The organism is Vibrio sp. TAP-3B, assembly GCF_057784735.1.
The window spans coordinates 1,574,698-1,590,217 of sequence record NZ_CM173495.1; the positions used below are offsets into that span (position 1 = coordinate 1,574,698).

Below are 15,520 nucleotides of genomic sequence, written 5' to 3' on the forward strand. Positions count from 1 at the left end.
CACTCAGGGTGTGTTAATGTACCTAAGTTTACCATCAAAGAAAGGTTTCCCTATTATGCACAGTGACTCGCTGCATCAAACACTTCAATCCGTATTTGGTTTTGACTCATTACGCCAAGGTCAACAACCCGTAATTGAAGCGGTTATGAATGGTTACTCTGCTGCGGCCATCTTTCCTACGGGGTCGGGTAAGTCTCTCTGTTACCAATTGCCAGCAACCGTATTGCCCAATCTTACCCTAGTGATCTCGCCGTTGTTGGCGTTAATGAAAGATCAACTGAGCTTTTTGCAAAGTAAAGGGATCGCGGCCGCTTCTATCGATAGCAGTCAAAGCAGAGAAGAGTCACAACGCGTCATGGCAGGGGTAAAAAATGGACAGATCAAAATATTGATGATTTCTGTTGAGCGCCTAAAAAACGAGCGTTTTCGTGAGTTCATTCGCCAAGTGCCGATCTCTTTGATGGTGATTGATGAAGCGCACTGTATTTCCGAATGGGGACATAATTTCCGCCCTGACTATCTCAAGCTACCGCAATATCAACGTGAGCTGAATATCCCACAATCTTTGCTTCTCACCGCTACGGCAACGCCTACGGTTATTGAAGATATGCAACAAAAGTTCGATATTGCCAGTGAACATATCACCGTGACAGGCTTCTACCGCTCCAATCTGGATATCTCGGTGATCCCGTGCGAGGAAGTAACGAAACAAGAACAGCTAAGTGAGATCATTGCTGCTTCACCCAAGCTGCCGACTATCGTATACGTGACGCAACAGCTGACAGCAGAGCAAGTAGCAAAGTCATTAATCCATATTGGCATTAATGCTCACGCATACCATGCCGGTATGAAAAGCGACATCCGTGAACAAATCCAACAACAGTTCATGGATAGCCAAATTGACTGTATTGTCGCAACGATTGCATTTGGTATGGGGGTTGACAAATCTGATATTCGCCGCGTCATTCACTTCGACTTACCCAAATCCATCGAGAACTACGCACAAGAGATTGGACGTGCCGGAAGGGATGGACAGCGCTCTGAGTGTATTCTGTTAGGCAATACATCCGGCTTAACGGTGTTGGAAAACTTTGTCTATGGTGACACACCTGAACTTACCTCGATTCACTATGTAGTAAAGCAAGCGAAAGAACATGCTCCACAATGGGAGGTAGTCCCGCTGCGTTTATCACGTGAAAGTAATATCCGCCAATTGCCATTAAAAACGTTATTGGTTTATTTGGAACTGCATAAGGTCATTGAAGCAAAGTACAGCTACTTTGCCGAATATCGGTTTAAATTTTTGCAAGATCAGCAATTTATTGTGAACCAATTTCAAGGCGAACGACGTCAATTCGTAGACGCTATTTTTTCCTGCTCACAAAAAGCCAAAGTGTGGTGCCAAGTCGACTTGGAAGCATTATGGATGAACTATCAATCGGAACGTAGCCGAGTTGTCTCAGCCCTCGACTATTTTCACCAGAACGGTTGGATAGAGCTAGAAAGTAAACAACTGACCGACGTGTACTCCGTTTTGCCCACCACACAAGGCTCTGATGTTCTAACCCAACAGCTGTATGAACTGTTCCAATCCAAAGAAAGCAAAGATATCGAAAGAATTCACACCATGCTGCACTTATTCCAGTCAGAGCACTGTTTGAGTTCACAATTGGCGAACTACTTTGCGGATCACAATGCACCAGAGCAATGTGGTCACTGCTCCGTGTGCCGTGGTCAAGTCGCTACGTTCCCAACACCACAAGGTGAGGATATTGAGCGGCCTCAAGTGTCGATATGGGTACAAGAGTTTATTCAGCTTTCCCCTTCAGCCATCAGTAATGATGCTGTCGCCCGTTTCTTGTGTGGAATTAGTACCCCTTTAATTAGCCAGCTAAAAGCTTCAAAACTGGCGGGTTACGGTGCGATGGCCAACATAAGCTTTGAACAAGTATTAACGCAGGTAGAAACGGTAAGAGCCTAGAAAAAACTCAATTGGCGCGCTTGGTCTTCTGGTTTGAGCATCACGTTCAAGCCTAAAAGGCGAATTTCCCGTCCGTTTTGGCGCTTAAGAATGTCTTTTAACAAGGTTTTGAAATCCTCCAGCTCTAGCTGAGGATGAATGTGTTCAATCGTTGTCAGTTGAAAGTCGGCAAATTTGACTTTAATACCTTGCTTAATAATCGATTTATCTGGGCTTGCACGCTCTAAGCGTTTCTCGAGTTCAGGATAAAGTTTATCCTCGATCACTTGCCAGCATTCATCGTACGACGAGATATTCTGGCTGAATGTCCGTTCCACACCTACGGATTTTCTTTCTCGCTCAACGACGACCTCTCGATTATCAATTCCATGGCTACGCTGCCATAAAGACGCTCCCTGACGGCCAAACTGTCGCAGCAATTCTCGATAGTCGCTGTTTTTAATGTCTTCACATCGATAAAAGCCCGCTTGATGCAACTTCTCAAGACTCACCTTCCCCACTCCTGGAATGTTCTCTAGCGGAAGTGTATCGATAACTTCCTGAACCTTATCTGGTGGAATAACACACTGACCGTTGGGTTTATTCATATCAGAGGCCACTTTGGCGAGGAATTTAATTGGTGCAATACCAGCCGATGCGGTCAGTCCAAGCTCGTTCCAAATGTCGCGTCGAATAGACTCAGCAATAAGCGTTGCAGAACCACGACAAACTGTCGCCTCGGTCACGTCGAGATAAGCTTCGTCCAACGAAAGAGGTTCAATGAGCGACGTGTAGCGTTCAAAAATAGCTCGGATCTGCTGCGAGACTTGTTTGTACACATGCATTCTGCCAGGTACAACGCATAAATTGGGGCAGAGTTGTAATGCGCGAGCCGTCGACATCGCACTACGAACACCATATTTACGCGCCTCGTAATTACAGGTACTGATCACCCCACGTTGCTTTTCATGGCCACCAACGGCAAGTGCCATGTCGCGATAGTTAGGGTTATCTCTCATCTCAACGGCAGCGTAAAAACAATCCATATCGACATGAATGATTTTTCTGATTCGGTCTGACATAGCCATAAAATACTGTTCAAAAAAACAGTATAAATTAAATCTGCCTTGATAGAAATGAGAGTTTGTAAACGTGCTTTAGTCTCGTAACATCACATCAAGCTGATCGACCAACTCTGCCCAGTCGGCGTCTTCTTCAATGGCTTGTTTGAGGAATGTGGCCTGCGAACTTGTCCAAAAGCTGGCTTCATGCAGAGGGGCTGAATCTCTTTTGTGTCGGTGTTCGTTAATAAAGTCCTTCATCTCTTGAAGTGAACTTCCAAGGCCCAATTGTTGAAACAGCTCTGCCATACCGTGTTGGTGCATTTCCATGTTTCCTCCTAATTGTTGAGCGTTTAATTTGAGTATACACGTTGAGTTACAACATGCAGCCCCAAACTATATTGTCAAAAAAAACTTAGAAACGTGAACGTGAGAGTGGAAACATAAAAAATAACCCAGCCGGAGCTGGGTTATTTAATTAAAAAGTTAATATCACCAGTTTAAGCGATTCGATCTTTTTCCCATGCGGCCAGCTTTTCTGCACGTGCAGCTTCACGCGCCTCACGCTTTTTACGTGCATCACATGGCTCTGGACAGTTACATACTTTTTCGATACCAACTGCGCCAAGACCACCACAGCTACCCTTTACGACTTTCTTCTGGAAGATATAGCCAACCGCCATTGCCGCTATTACCGCGACAAACACTGCAAACGTAATTAGAAATGTACTCATAAGAATATGCTCACTTGTGCTGTTATTTCTTCATGAACGACTTGTATGCTTCCGAAGCCAGCTCTTTAAAACCATCATCCGTTTTCACTATCATAAAAACAGGAATATTCCTTTCGTTCGCGATTGCCATGCCTTTCTCTTCCCCTAAAACCATTAGGCCAGTAGCAAGACCGTCAGCAGTCATCGACGATTTGTCTAATACCGTTACAGACACCACTTTATGATGAATGGGTTTGCCTGTGCGTGGATTAATGATATGAGAGTATCTCACACCATTACTCTCAAAGTAATTACGATAGTCACCGCTTGTTGCAATTGCCATATCGCCAGGTTCGATAATCTCCTGCACTGAGCGCTCATCTACTGTCGGCTTTTCAATCGCAATACGCCACGGCACACCTTCGCGGTTAACACCTTTGAGACGCATTTCACCGCCAACTTCTACCATGAAGTTATGAACCCCTTCAGATTGAAGGTAGTCAGCAACCACGTCAACCCCCCAACCTTTCGCAATGGTTGATAAGTCAACATACAAGTTAGGAATATCTTTGGACAATTTATTGCCATCAATAGATAGATGGTGAATTCCAGTATTGGCTTTGCGAGTCGCAAGCTCCTCATCGGTAGGAACCACATCAGGACGAGCTTCTGGGCCAAATCCCCACAGGTTAACTAAAGGACCGACTGTCACATCCAATGCTCCTAGAGTAAGACCGTTCAGACGAATCGCTTCCTTCACAACCGTTGCTGTTTGCGAAGAGACAACAAAAGGCTCACTCGTTTGATGTAGGTTAAAACGACTCAACTCAGAGTCATTTCGATACGTCGACATTTGGTCGTTCACTTCTTCCAACAAACGATCAATTTCTGTCTGTATGGCTTTTGGCGTAGGAATGCCATCTTGCTCAATATATTTAATGTTATAAGAAGTCCCCATTGTCGGACCACTTAAATGAATTTGATCTGCTGGTTGTTCACAACCGGCCAAAACCAATAAAGAAGCGAATGCAACAAGCCACTTTTTCACTTGTTTACTCCCAATGTTGTTGAATTGATATGGGGAATGGGAACAATTGCTTCAATCCAATTACCTATATCAACTGTTGAATATTATTTTTACTTCTACAAAAAATAATGGCTAACTCTTAGAGAGCTAGCCATAGATTCAATCACTTGGAGGGATTAACCACCGAAGTCATCAAGTAGGATGTTTTCATCCTCTACACCTAGATCTTTTAGCATGCCGATAACAGCCGCATTCATCATAGGTGGACCACACATGTAGTATTCACAGTCTTCTGGTGCTTCGTGATCACGTAGGTAGTTCTCGTAAAGAACGTTGTGAATGAAGCCAGTGTAGCCATCCCAGTTATCTTCTGGAAGTGGATCAGACAGTGCACAGTGCCATACGAAGTTATCATTCTCAGCTTGTAGCATATCGAAATCTTCTACGTAGAACATTTCACGCTTAGAACGTGCACCGTACCAGAATGAAATCTTACGCTTCGAGTTCAGACGTTTCAGCTGGTCGAAAATATGAGAACGCATTGGAGCCATACCTGCACCACCACCAACGAAGACCATTTCTGCGTCAGTGTCTTTCGCAAAGAACTCACCAAATGGACCTGAAATAGTACACTTATCGCCTTCTTTTAGTGACCAAATGTACGATGACATGATGCCAGGTGGTACGTCTGGGTTGTTTGGCGGCGGCGTTGCGATACGAACGTTCAGCATGATCATGCCGTGCTCTTCAGGGTAGTTCGCCATTGAATACGCACGAATTGTCTCTTCATCGACTTTAGATTCGTAACGGAATAGGTTGAACTTCTCCCAGTCTCCACGGTATTCCTCTGGAACATCGTAATCTGCGTATTTTACGTGGTGGGCTGGCGCTTCAATCTGGATGTAACCACCAGCACGGAAAGGTACTGATTCGCCATCTGGTATTTGCAGCCTAAGCTCCTTGATGAATGTTGCTTTGTTATCATTTGAGATAACGGTACATTCCCACTTTTTAACGCCGAAGATTTCTTCAGGAAGTTCGATGTCCATGTCGGTTTTCATTGCAACCTGACATGCTAGACGCTCACCTTCACGCGCTTCACCTTTAGTAATGTGGTCAAGCTCGGTTGGTAGAATGTCACCACCGCCTGATTTAACTTTTACGCGACACTGACCACATGAGCCACCGCCACCACAAGCAGAAGATACGAATACACCAGCACCTGCTAGAGCATTCAGTAGCTTGCCACCTGGTTGTGTAACGATCGCCAATTCAGGGTTATCGTTCACAGAAATTGTAATGTCACCTGTTGGTACAAGCTTAGACTTAGCGAAAAGAATCACTAGTACTAGTGCAAGTACGATCAGAGTAAACATCACTACACCAAGAATAATGTCCATTGACTATTCCTTAATTGTTGCGGTTTACCCGACTTACAGTTGAACACCAGAGAAAGACATAAAGCCTAACGCCATAAGACCTACCGTGATAAATGTGATGCCAAGACCACGTAGACCAGGAGGAACGTCAGAGTACTTCATCTTCTCACGGATACCTGCAAGAGCAACGATTGCTAACATCCAGCCTACACCAGAGCCGAAACCATAAACGATGGATTCCGTAAAGGTGTAGTCACGTTGTACCATGAAAGATACACCACCAAAGATCGCACAGTTTACTGTGATCAACGGTAGGAAGATGCCCAGCGCGTTGTACAACGGTGGAAAGAAACGGTCTAGAACCATCTCTAGGATTTGTACAAGTGCTGCAATTACACCGATAAAGGTGATGAAGTTTAGGAAGCTAAGGTCTACCCCCTCAACTAACGCGTTCTCTCTCAAAATTAGGTTGTAAACTAGATTGTTCACAGGAACTGCGATAGTCAATACTACGACAACTGCAACACCTAGACCGAAAGAGGTCTTAACCTTCTTAGATACGGCAAGGAAAGTACACATACCTAGGAAGAAAGACAGAGCCATATTTTCGATGAAAATCGATTTAACTAGCAGACTAATGTAATGTTCCATGACGCCCTTACTCCTTCGCTTCTACTTGTTCTGGTTTCAGAATACGGATTACCCAGATTAGGAAGCCGATTAGGAAGAATGCTGATGGCGCTAGTAACATTAGACCATTAGGCTGATACCAACCACCATCGTTCACTAGAGGTAGAACTTCTAGGCCAAATAGCTTGCCTGAGCCAAATAACTCACGGAAGAAACCTACAGTGATAAGAACGAAACCGTAACCAAGGCCGTTGCCGATACCATCAATAAGAGACGGAATTGGCGCAGACTTCATTGCGAATGCTTCAGCACGGCCCATTACGATACAGTTGGTGATAATCAGACCAACGAATACAGATAACTGTTTAGAGATATCGTATAGGTAAGCTTTTAGCACCTGGTCTACCACGATTACTAACGATGCGATGATTGCCATCTGAACGATGATACGCACACTATTAGGAATGTGGTTACGGATCAAAGAAACAGAGAAGTTAGACAATGCAGTTACAAAAATTACTGCTAGTGTCATTACAAAAGCTGTTTCTAGTTTAGTTGTTACTGCAAGAGCAGAACAAACACCAAGCACTTGTAGCGCGATTGGGTTGTTATCCAACACTGGCGCTAGAATGCTCTTTTTAACATTTTGTGCACTAGACATTAGTTAAGTTCTCCGTCACGAACTTTTGCTAGGAAAGGACCAAAGCCCATCTCACCTAACCAGAAGTCAAATGTGTGTTGAACACCATTACTAGTGAGCGTTGCCCCTGACAGACCATCAACACCGTGCTCCGAACCTTGCGGTGCACCGCCTTTTACGACCTTAATCGCTGGCTGGTAGTTGTCGTCGTACAGTTTTTTGCCAACGAACTGTTTACGCCATGAAGGGTTCTCTACTTCACCACCAAGTCCAGGAGTTTCACCCTGCTCGTAATAAGTAATACCAGACACAGTGTTACCATCAGTTTCAACGGCTACAAAGGCATACATCATTGACCATAGTCCTTTACCATGCATAGGCAAGATAATTTTTTGGACTTCGCCTTGGCTTTTGACTAAGTACACCACTGCGGTTTTCGCGCGACGACGAATATCAGCTACGTCTTCTTCTTTTGTCAACGAGATTGAACGTTCTGCATCTTTGGATGCTTCGCGCTGATCAAACTCAGTGGCAGTAGCGCCATTTTCAGCCGTTTCTACAAAGTTACCTGTTTCTAGATCGACAAGTCGAGGTTCGATGTACTCAGCAAATAACTCTGGTACTTTCTTACCATTCGCCTCAATGCTTGCAACTTCAACGATCTTTGATTGCTTATCTAGGACAGCGTTAGCTTTTTGCTTATCACGCAGACCCACAGCTGCTGTTGATACGATGATTGAACAAACAAGGCTCAACCCGATAACAACACCCAGCGTCTTTTTAATGCTGTCGTTATTATTTGCCATAGCGTGCTAGTCTCCGCTTGATGTTCTTCTCAATCACTACATGGTCGAACAGAGGTGCAAATAGGTTCGCAAATAGAATCGCCAGCATCATACCTTCTGGGTACGCTGGGTTAACTACACGAATCAATACACACATTGCGCCGATTAGCGCGCCGTACCACCATTTACCTTTATTAGTAAATGAAGCAGATACAGGATCCGTTGCCATGAAGAACATACCGAATGCAAAACCACCTAAAACTAGGTGCCAGTGCCATGGCATGTTGAACATTGGGTTAGACTCAGAGCCGATGACGTTTAATAACGTCGATACGGCAATCATACCGACCATTACACCAGCAATGATGCGCCATGATGCGATTCGCATGTAAACGATCATCGCAGCACCGATCAGCAGAGCCAGAGTCGAGACTTCACCAATCGAACCTGGGATGTTACCAATGAAAGCATCCATCCAAGTGATAGGAGCGCCAGTTACTGTGTTAACTAGGTCACCGTTACCACCTTTAGCCCATTGACTAAGAGCAGTCGCACCAGAGAAACCATCTGCAGCTGTCCATACAACGTCACCTGAGATCTGAGCTGGGTAAGCGAAGAATAGGAAAGCACGGCCTGCAAGCGCAGGGTTTAGGAAGTTACGACCCGTACCACCAAAAATCTCTTTCGCAACCACAACACCAAAGGTAATACCTAGTGCCGCTTGCCATAGAGGAAGTGTTGGCGGAACAATCAGCGCGAATAAGATAGAAGTCACGAAGAAGCCTTCGTTTACTTCATGCTTGCGCACCATACAGAAAAGTACTTCCCAGAAACCACCAACAATAAAGACCGTTGCGTAGATTGGTAAGAAATAAGTCGCACCTAGGAGCATTTTACTGCCAACGCCTGCATCAGCAGAAATAACTCCGCCGAACATTTCGGTTAACCAATAATGCCAGTTACCTGCGATAACTGTCGCTAATTGCTCACCAGCGTACATGTGGTTAAGCGCTGCGATAGCTTGGCCACCAGCGTTGTACATACCCCAGAACATTGCTGGGAATACCGCAAACCAAACCATGATCATGATACGTTTTAAGTCAACGCTATCACGAACGTGGGAGCTTTTATTTGTCACTAAACCTGGCGTGTAAAAAAGTGTTGCTGCTGCTTCGTAAAGCGCAAACCACTTTTCATGTTTACCACCTGGTTCAAAATGATGCTCGATATCCTCAAGGAATTTTTTAAGCATGGATTACCCTTCCTTCACAATGGTATCTAGGCATTCACGAAGTAATTCACCGTATTCGTATTTGCCAGGACATACAAAGGTACACAATGCTACATCTTCTTCATCTAGCTCGAGCGCACCCAACGCTTGCGCGCTGTCAGTATCACCTGCGCACAAATCGCGAAGTAACAATGTCGGTTCCATATCTAGAGGCATTACGCGTTCGTAGTTGCCAATTGGAACCATTGAACGATCACTACCATTAGTCGTCGTTGTCATATTGAACAACTGACCTTTGAATACGTGACCAAGGAAAGATTTTGTCACTGAGAATTTGTTCTTACCAGGCACAGCCCAACCGAACAGTTCTTTCTCACGACCTTCTCGTAATACTGATACTTGCTGATGATAACGACCAAGGTAAGCATGTGGACCAGTGGCATGTGTACCCGTTAGTACCGAGCCAGAGATCACACGAACTTCGCCAGGCATTAGCTCATTATCCGTCAACTGGTCAAGACTTGCGCCAAGAACAGTGCGAACTAAACGTGGGTTATTCACGACAGGACCAGCTAAAGACACAACACGATCAGTATGTAGCTCGCCCGTTAGGAATAGCTGACCGAACGCGATAACGTCTTGGTAGTTGATACTCCATGCCACGTTCTCTGCATTTACTGGGTATAGGAAATGCATGTGGGTGCCAGCAAGACCTGCTGGATGAGGGCCATCGAAGACGTGTTCTTCTACGTTAGACTGTGAAGAGCGTGGTAAGCTAGTACCAGATTTACATACGTAAACCTTGCCTTCTGTCAGGGCTGAAAGAATGTCTAGACCAGCAATGAATGCTTCTTGTTGTTCATTGATGATCAACTCAGGCTTCGCTGCGAGTGGATTAGTATCCATTGCAGTAACGAAAATAGCCTTAGTAGCAGACTCGATTGCAGGAACCTTGCTAAACGGACGAGTACGTAAAGCGGTCCAAAGACCAGAGTCAACTAACTGAGTCTTGATCACTTCACGATCTAGACCAGAAAGTTGAGCGGCTTCGAACTTATCAAATGTCACCTGCTCTTCACCTGCCACTTCAATCACTACAGATTGAAGGACACGTTTAGCGCCACGGTTAACTTCGATCACTTTACCGGCTGCTGGTGCAGTAAATTTAACGCCAGGGTTCTTTTTGTCTTCAAAAAGAACTTGCGCTTTTTTCACTTCATCACCAACGCGGACATGCATGGTAGGACGCATGCCAACGTACTCTTCGCCAAGCAAGGCGACTTTTTTGATGGTCTTACCATCATTAATCACCTGGGATGGAGTTCCTGCGATAGGAAGATCCAAGCCCTTCTTTATTGTAATCATACGCACTTGCACTACTTTTATCGGGAAAAAGATTCTTTTGATTGCGTAACTTTTAGACACGACATCAGTGTCCGGTTTTGATGTTTTTAAAACATCAAAATCGCAACATCCTATTAAAAATCTCGTCACGAGGAATACGCGAGATTTATCAGGTGCGGTAGTCTAGCATTTTTTAGGAACTCGATGCCATGGTCAATCATTAGAATAGAGAGGTTATTTAAGTTGAACCGGGTCTAAAAGGTCAAAGAATAGTCATAACTTTGACCGATCGCACAAATGCTATATTCCATAAATATCTTATGGAAAAGCCATATTCACCACCTGAAATACCCTGTCATTTTTTATTCATAAACTGAAATACCATTAACAGTTTTTTAACTCTCTTTTATGCCGTATTTTACTCCCTGTTCATTTCTCTCAAAAGAATGTCAAAACGAAGAAAGGTGGCCTTGGCCACCTTTCTTGTACACTCTTACATTTTTGGCGGTTAGTGTCCCCCACCCATACACATAGGGCTGTCTGGAGCACCACTTTGCTCATGCTTCCATTCTTCATCAGTGTAGGTGTGTATTGCTAATGCATGAATGTGGTGATCCAACTCATTCGCAAGGACTTGATGGACTTGACGATGACGCCCAATTAAACGTTGACCCACAAATGAATCGCTCACGACAATCACTTTAAAGTGACTTTCAGAGCCTGGTGGTACGTTGTGCATGTAGCTCTCATTAACCACTTTGAGATAACTTGGCTGCAGCTCACTATGCAGTTTTTTCTCTATGATTTCTTGGATCATATTCGTTCCTCATCGATTTGAATGTCATAAGTATATACTCAAGTTAGACAGAGGTGCAGCCCTAGCGCACTTATCGTGTTATCAATTCTATCGTCAAAAAGATGATAACAAGAAAATTTGACAGCTTTTTGTATCTCGGCACGCCATCATTTGCGACAATAACGACTAATTTCTGAATCAACTTACACTTAGCTATGAAAACCGAACTGAATCTTCACGACCGAAGCTTGATACTCTATCGTTTCCCAAAGCGCAATAATGAAACTTTACAAGCGTGGGATGCCGGGGATGAGTATCTTATTAATCATGTTGAAGAGCTTGCTTTGCCAGACAATCAAAACATCCTCGTGATTAATGACAACTTTGGTGCCCTCTCCTGCTGGTTTTCAGAAAAGCACCATGTGACGCTAATGAGTGATTCTTTTATTTCTCATAAAGGCGCGCAATACAACCTAGAACAAAATCAATCGAATCAAGTGGTATTTTTGACCACGATGGATGATGTGCCCGCCAACACAGACCTTGTGTTATTGCAGTTGCCCAAAAGTAACCGCCACCTCGTGTGGATACTTCATCAGCTAAGAAAGTCACTACCAGCCTCCTGCCCTGTTATTGCGGTCAATAAAGCAAAAGAGATCCATACTTCAACACTAAAGTTGTTTGAAAAATACTTGGGCGAGACCAAAACGTCTTTAGCTTGGAAAAAGCATCGATTGGTGTTTTCTCAAGCGAGCGCAGAACCAGTGATAGAAGTCGACCCTTTTATCACTTGGAGCGTTGATGGGGAAAGTATCGAACTCAAAAATTTGCCGAACGTCTACTCAGGAGAAAGTTTGGATTTAGGCGCACGCTTTATGTTGCAGCACCTACCTCAAGACCCATTGATAGATAATGTTATCGATCTCGGTTGCGGTAATGGTGTTCTGTCTGTGAAGTTTGGTCAGCTGAATCCGAATGCTCGATTAACCTGTGTTGATGAAAGCTTTATGGCGCTTGAGTCCGCGAAGCAGAACCTGCTAGATAACCTTGGTGAAAATAGAGACATACAGTGTGTTGCAAACAATTGTTTGGACGGTTTTAAACACAACAGCTGCTCCATGATTATGTGTAACCCACCCTTTCACCAACAGCAGGCCATCACCGATCATATTGCTTGGCAGATGTTCTGTGATTCAAAACAAATATTGCATGAAGGTGGTAAGTTACTGGTCATCGGTAATCGCCATCTTAGCTACGATGCAAAACTAAAACGCTTGTTCGGCGATAACAATGTCAAACTTATCGCTTCCAACAATAAGTTCGTGATTTTACAGGCCACAAAAAAACTTGCTAAATTAGACGCAAAATAAAACGTTAAGCAACATATTTAAAAGGAATAATAAAATGAAAAAATTGGTCCTTGCAGCTTCGGTTGCATTGCTTGCTGCATGTTCAGCACCTCAACAAGCACAGCTGAATTTAATGCCTGTAAGCACGCTAAGCACAAACCCAATTGTTCAAGGCAAATCTTACAGCTTGACCAGCAAAGATGTACGTGCAGCACAATACATTGCATTAGTTGATAACGGTCGTTCGAATATTCTCCCTCTTCATGCTAAGCAGAATTTACGTATTACTTTAGAAGAAGCTTTAGAACAGCAATTCTCTTCTCAAGGTTTCCAGACTGATTTAAACAGTAATAATGCGATTCAACTTAACGTTCAAGAAGCGTTGGTAAACGTGAAGCACTCGGTCATGGAAAACGAGATGGATGCCAAAGTGATTCTTGACATCATCGCAGAAACTCCGCAGGGAAAACTGGTTAAAACCTACACAGGCACTGCAACACGCTCTGGTACATTAAGTGCGTCTGATGCCGATATTGAACAAATACTCAATGATGTGGTGACTTTAACGTTAAAAGAAATTGCGAATGACCCTGAACTTCGTCAATACATGCAGGAGCGATTCTAATGCTACGCAAAGCGATTCTTTCTCTCGCACTATTAAGTTGCAGTGTTTGGGCAGGGCCTAAGGTGGCATTTGAAACAACGTTAGGCTCATTTACTGTTGAGTTAAATGAAGACAAAGCCCCGATTACCGTAGCGAACTTCCTTAAGTATGTTGAGGATGGCAGTTATGAAGGCACCGTTTTCCACCGCATAATCCCTGGCTTTATGGCTCAAGGTGGTGGTTTTAACCAAGACATGAAAATGGTGAAAACTTACGCGCCAATTAAAAACGAAGGCAACAACGGTTTAAGTAATAATCGCGCGACTATCTCGATGGCTCGTACCAACGCGCCAGATTCTGCTACTCGTCAATTCTTTATTAATTTGGTCGACAATGACTTTCTTAATTACGACGCCCGCCCACCAGGCTATGCGGTTTTTGGTCAGGTGACAGCAGGCTTTGACGTAATCCAAAACATGGCCAAACAACCTACCAACTCGTTCGGTCGAATGCGCGATGTTCCAGAGACACAAATCGTCATCACTAAAGCAACGCTGCTTGACTAACTCCATCTAAAGGCCCTTTGAATGAACGAAGGGCTTTCTCTTTCAACATAATAGCGTCATTGAATTGGATTAATCTATGTCTTCATTACCTTCCATCACTTGGTTGGAAACGGTAAAAAGTTACCTCGATAAGCGTTTGTTGTGGGTCTTCATGCTCGGTTGCTCTAGCGGCTTTCCGTGGGTACTGATTGGCTCAAATATGTCTGGCTGGCTCAAGGATGCAGGTTTAACTCTCTCTGCTATCGGCTATTTTGGTAGTGTATTCGCGGTTTATGCGATTAACTTTCTTTGGGCTCCACTGGTCGACCGCGTAAAGTTGCCTCTGCTCTATCGCTTATTGGGGCAACGACGTAGCTGGATTTTCTTCTGCCAAAGCATTGTGTTGATCGCGACGGTTTTTATTGCTGGCGTCGATCCTACGAAGAACTTGCTCTTTGCCTCTCTACTCGCCCTTTGCATCGCAACGGCATCCGCAACACAAGATATTGCGATAGACGCCTTTCGTATCGATACTTTCCCAAAATCGGAAGAGTCTAAACTGCCACAAGCCTCTGCTATGGCTGTGATCGGATGGTGGACAGGTTATTCTCTCCCTGGTTACTTAGCTTTTATTAATGCGGATAGCGTTGGTTGGAATGGCGTTTATTACGGCATGGCGGTCATTGTCGGTCTCCTAATGATTTTCACACTTTTAGTGGGTGAGCCAAAAACACAACGAGAACAATTGCAATCGGAAGCCGAGCAACGCCACAAAGAAGTGGTTGGATCTAAAGTCGTCGCTTGGTTTACAGTGACAGTTGTGGAGCCGTTTCTTGACTTCTTTAATCGTAACGGCGTCCGAGTGGCCATCACACTATTGCTGTTTGTTTTTCTTTTTAAAATTGGCGAAGCGTTTCTAGGCCGCATGTCAATCGCGTTCTACAAAGATATCGGCTTCAGCAATGAACAAATTGGGCACTACTCGAAACTGATTGGCTGGGGCGCAACCATCTTTTTTACCTTCCTCGGAAGTATGTTCAACGTCAGATTTGGTATTGTGCGTGGGCTGATGGTTGGCGGCATTGCCATGTCTGCCAGTAACTTGATGTTTGCTTGGATTGCATCTGTAGGTCCCAATGAGCATTTGTATTTGGCGACAATCATCGTTGACAATTTTACCACGGCTTTTTCTACCGTCGCTTTTGTTTCTTTCTTGACGATCCTGACCGGCCAAGCGTTTTCCGCAACGCAATATGCCTTGCTCGCCTCGTTAGGGAACTTCGGTCGAACAACCCTTGCCTCATTTAGTGGCGAGTTGGTTGATTATCTCAATGACTGGAGCACGTTCTTCGTGCTGACTGCTGTGATGGTCATACCGAGCTTAATTATGTTGTATTCGCTACGCCATTACTTCGATGATTTATTGGAAAAGGCACGTTATAAACACTAACAGAAC

At 44.3% G+C, this 15,520-nt stretch carries 16 protein-coding genes; 5 read left to right on the forward strand and 11 right to left on the reverse strand.

Annotated elements, in window-relative coordinates:
• Nucleotides 1-55 precede the first annotated feature (55 nt).
• The gene (locus AC3D28_RS07435) at nucleotides 56-1,981 is read left to right on the forward strand and encodes a RecQ family ATP-dependent DNA helicase (protein WP_488536071.1); all 1,926 of its coding nucleotides are present in this window, start codon (nucleotides 56-58) and stop codon (nucleotides 1,979-1,981) included.
• Here the strand turns inward: AC3D28_RS07435 and dinB are convergent.
• From dinB to bolA, 11 genes are all read right to left on the reverse strand, one after another.
• Nucleotides 1,978-3,042 (reverse strand): DNA polymerase IV, encoded by a 1,065-nt coding sequence (dinB, locus tag AC3D28_RS07440; protein WP_488536072.1) that lies wholly within the window; start codon nucleotides 3,040-3,042, stop codon nucleotides 1,978-1,980. The two genes, AC3D28_RS07435 and dinB, sit on opposite strands and share 4 nt — an antisense overlap.
• 75 nt (nucleotides 3,043-3,117) lie before the next feature.
• Nucleotides 3,118-3,351 carry a DUF2789 domain-containing protein gene (locus tag AC3D28_RS07445; RefSeq protein WP_488534401.1) on the reverse strand — a complete coding sequence of 78 codons (234 nt, stop codon included), beginning with the start codon at nucleotides 3,349-3,351 and terminating at the stop codon, nucleotides 3,118-3,120.
• Between the two features lie 170 nt (nucleotides 3,352-3,521).
• Complete coding sequence (nqrM, locus tag AC3D28_RS07450) at nucleotides 3,522-3,755, reverse strand: (Na+)-NQR maturation NqrM (protein ID WP_005436655.1); 234 nt, start codon at nucleotides 3,753-3,755, stop codon at nucleotides 3,522-3,524.
• Between the two features lie 22 nt (nucleotides 3,756-3,777).
• Nucleotides 3,778-4,782 carry an FAD:protein FMN transferase gene (locus AC3D28_RS07455; RefSeq protein ID WP_488534402.1) on the reverse strand — a complete coding sequence of 335 codons (1,005 nt, stop codon included), beginning with the start codon at nucleotides 4,780-4,782 and terminating at the stop codon, nucleotides 3,778-3,780.
• Between the two features lie 155 nt (nucleotides 4,783-4,937).
• Nucleotides 4,938-6,161, reverse strand: a complete 1,224-nt coding sequence (gene nqrF / locus AC3D28_RS07460; RefSeq protein ID WP_098414998.1) for an NADH:ubiquinone reductase (Na(+)-transporting) subunit F — start codon at nucleotides 6,159-6,161, stop codon at nucleotides 4,938-4,940.
• Nucleotides 6,162-6,194: 33 nt separating this feature from the next.
• Nucleotides 6,195-6,791, reverse strand: coding sequence for an NADH:ubiquinone reductase (Na(+)-transporting) subunit E (gene nqrE, locus AC3D28_RS07465; protein ID WP_098414997.1), 597 nt, complete (start codon nucleotides 6,789-6,791; stop codon nucleotides 6,195-6,197).
• A 7-nt stretch (nucleotides 6,792-6,798) separates the two neighbouring features.
• The gene (locus tag AC3D28_RS07470; RefSeq protein WP_098414996.1) at nucleotides 6,799-7,431 is read right to left on the reverse strand and encodes an NADH:ubiquinone reductase (Na(+)-transporting) subunit D; all 633 of its coding nucleotides are present in this window, start codon (nucleotides 7,429-7,431) and stop codon (nucleotides 6,799-6,801) included.
• Nucleotides 7,431-8,216, reverse strand: coding sequence for a Na(+)-translocating NADH-quinone reductase subunit C (locus tag AC3D28_RS07475; RefSeq protein ID WP_488534403.1), 786 nt, complete (start codon nucleotides 8,214-8,216; stop codon nucleotides 7,431-7,433). The genes AC3D28_RS07470 and AC3D28_RS07475 overlap by 1 nt, the downstream gene beginning before the upstream one ends.
• On the reverse strand, nucleotides 8,206-9,447 hold the full coding sequence (locus AC3D28_RS07480) for an NADH:ubiquinone reductase (Na(+)-transporting) subunit B (protein WP_098414994.1): 1,242 nt from the start codon (nucleotides 9,445-9,447) through the stop codon (nucleotides 8,206-8,208). Before AC3D28_RS07480 ends, AC3D28_RS07475 begins: the two co-directional genes overlap by 11 nt.
• Nucleotides 9,448-9,450: 3 nt before the next feature.
• A complete protein-coding gene (locus AC3D28_RS07485; protein WP_098414993.1) occupies nucleotides 9,451-10,791 on the reverse strand; it encodes a Na(+)-translocating NADH-quinone reductase subunit A in 1,341 nt (446 codons plus the stop codon).
• Nucleotides 10,792-11,278: 487 nt separating this feature from the next.
• Nucleotides 11,279-11,587, reverse strand: coding sequence for a transcriptional regulator BolA (bolA, locus tag AC3D28_RS07490; protein ID WP_098414992.1), 309 nt, complete (start codon nucleotides 11,585-11,587; stop codon nucleotides 11,279-11,281).
• A 194-nt stretch (nucleotides 11,588-11,781) separates the two neighbouring features.
• Here bolA and AC3D28_RS07495 point away from each other — a divergent pair, with 194 nt between their 5' ends.
• The 4 genes from AC3D28_RS07495 to AC3D28_RS07510 all read left to right on the forward strand — a co-directional run bounded on the left by AC3D28_RS07495 (nucleotide 11,782) and on the right by AC3D28_RS07510 (nucleotide 15,514).
• On the forward strand, nucleotides 11,782-12,936 hold the full coding sequence (locus tag AC3D28_RS07495; protein WP_488534404.1) for a methyltransferase: 1,155 nt from the start codon (nucleotides 11,782-11,784) through the stop codon (nucleotides 12,934-12,936).
• Between the two features lie 34 nt (nucleotides 12,937-12,970).
• On the forward strand, nucleotides 12,971-13,540 hold the full coding sequence (locus tag AC3D28_RS07500) for a YajG family lipoprotein (RefSeq protein WP_488534405.1): 570 nt from the start codon (nucleotides 12,971-12,973) through the stop codon (nucleotides 13,538-13,540).
• Entirely contained in the window at nucleotides 13,540-14,085 is a 546-nt protein-coding gene (locus AC3D28_RS07505) for a peptidylprolyl isomerase (RefSeq protein WP_488534406.1), read from the forward strand. The genes AC3D28_RS07500 and AC3D28_RS07505 overlap by 1 nt, the downstream gene beginning before the upstream one ends.
• A 76-nt stretch (nucleotides 14,086-14,161) precedes the next feature.
• Nucleotides 14,162-15,514 (forward strand): AmpG family muropeptide MFS transporter, encoded by a 1,353-nt coding sequence (locus tag AC3D28_RS07510; RefSeq protein ID WP_488534407.1) that lies wholly within the window; start codon nucleotides 14,162-14,164, stop codon nucleotides 15,512-15,514.
• Nucleotides 15,515-15,520 lie beyond the last annotated feature (6 nt).

Bases quoted from the DNA above. Each gene is read 5' to 3' on its own strand.
- nqrE (WP_098414997.1), bottom strand. From the start codon at position 6,791: ATGGAACATTACATTAGTCTGCTAGTTAAATCGATTTTCATCGAAAAT.
- AC3D28_RS07470 (WP_098414996.1), bottom strand. From the start codon at position 7,431: ATGTCTAGTGCACAAAATGTTAAAAAGAGCATTCTAGCGCCAGTGTTG.
- AC3D28_RS07445 (WP_488534401.1), bottom strand. From the start codon at position 3,351: ATGGAAATGCACCAACACGGTATGGCAGAGCTGTTTCAACAATTGGGC.
- AC3D28_RS07510 (WP_488534407.1), top strand. From the start codon at position 14,162: ATGTCTTCATTACCTTCCATCACTTGGTTGGAAACGGTAAAAAGTTAC.
- nqrM (WP_005436655.1), bottom strand. From the start codon at position 3,755: ATGAGTACATTTCTAATTACGTTTGCAGTGTTTGTCGCGGTAATAGCG.
- AC3D28_RS07505 (WP_488534406.1), top strand. From the start codon at position 13,540: ATGCTACGCAAAGCGATTCTTTCTCTCGCACTATTAAGTTGCAGTGTT.
- nqrF (WP_098414998.1), bottom strand. From the start codon at position 6,161: ATGGACATTATTCTTGGTGTAGTGATGTTTACTCTGATCGTACTTGCA.
- bolA (WP_098414992.1), bottom strand. From the start codon at position 11,587: ATGATCCAAGAAATCATAGAGAAAAAACTGCATAGTGAGCTGCAGCCA.
- AC3D28_RS07500 (WP_488534405.1), top strand. From the start codon at position 12,971: ATGAAAAAATTGGTCCTTGCAGCTTCGGTTGCATTGCTTGCTGCATGT.
- dinB (WP_488536072.1), bottom strand. From the start codon at position 3,042: ATGTCAGACCGAATCAGAAAAATCATTCATGTCGATATGGATTGTTTT.
- AC3D28_RS07475 (WP_488534403.1), bottom strand. From the start codon at position 8,216: ATGGCAAATAATAACGACAGCATTAAAAAGACGCTGGGTGTTGTTATC.
- AC3D28_RS07480 (WP_098414994.1), bottom strand. From the start codon at position 9,447: ATGCTTAAAAAATTCCTTGAGGATATCGAGCATCATTTTGAACCAGGT.
- AC3D28_RS07435 (WP_488536071.1), top strand. From the start codon at position 56: ATGCACAGTGACTCGCTGCATCAAACACTTCAATCCGTATTTGGTTTT.
- AC3D28_RS07485 (WP_098414993.1), bottom strand. From the start codon at position 10,791: ATGATTACAATAAAGAAGGGCTTGGATCTTCCTATCGCAGGAACTCCA.
- AC3D28_RS07495 (WP_488534404.1), top strand. From the start codon at position 11,782: ATGAAAACCGAACTGAATCTTCACGACCGAAGCTTGATACTCTATCGT.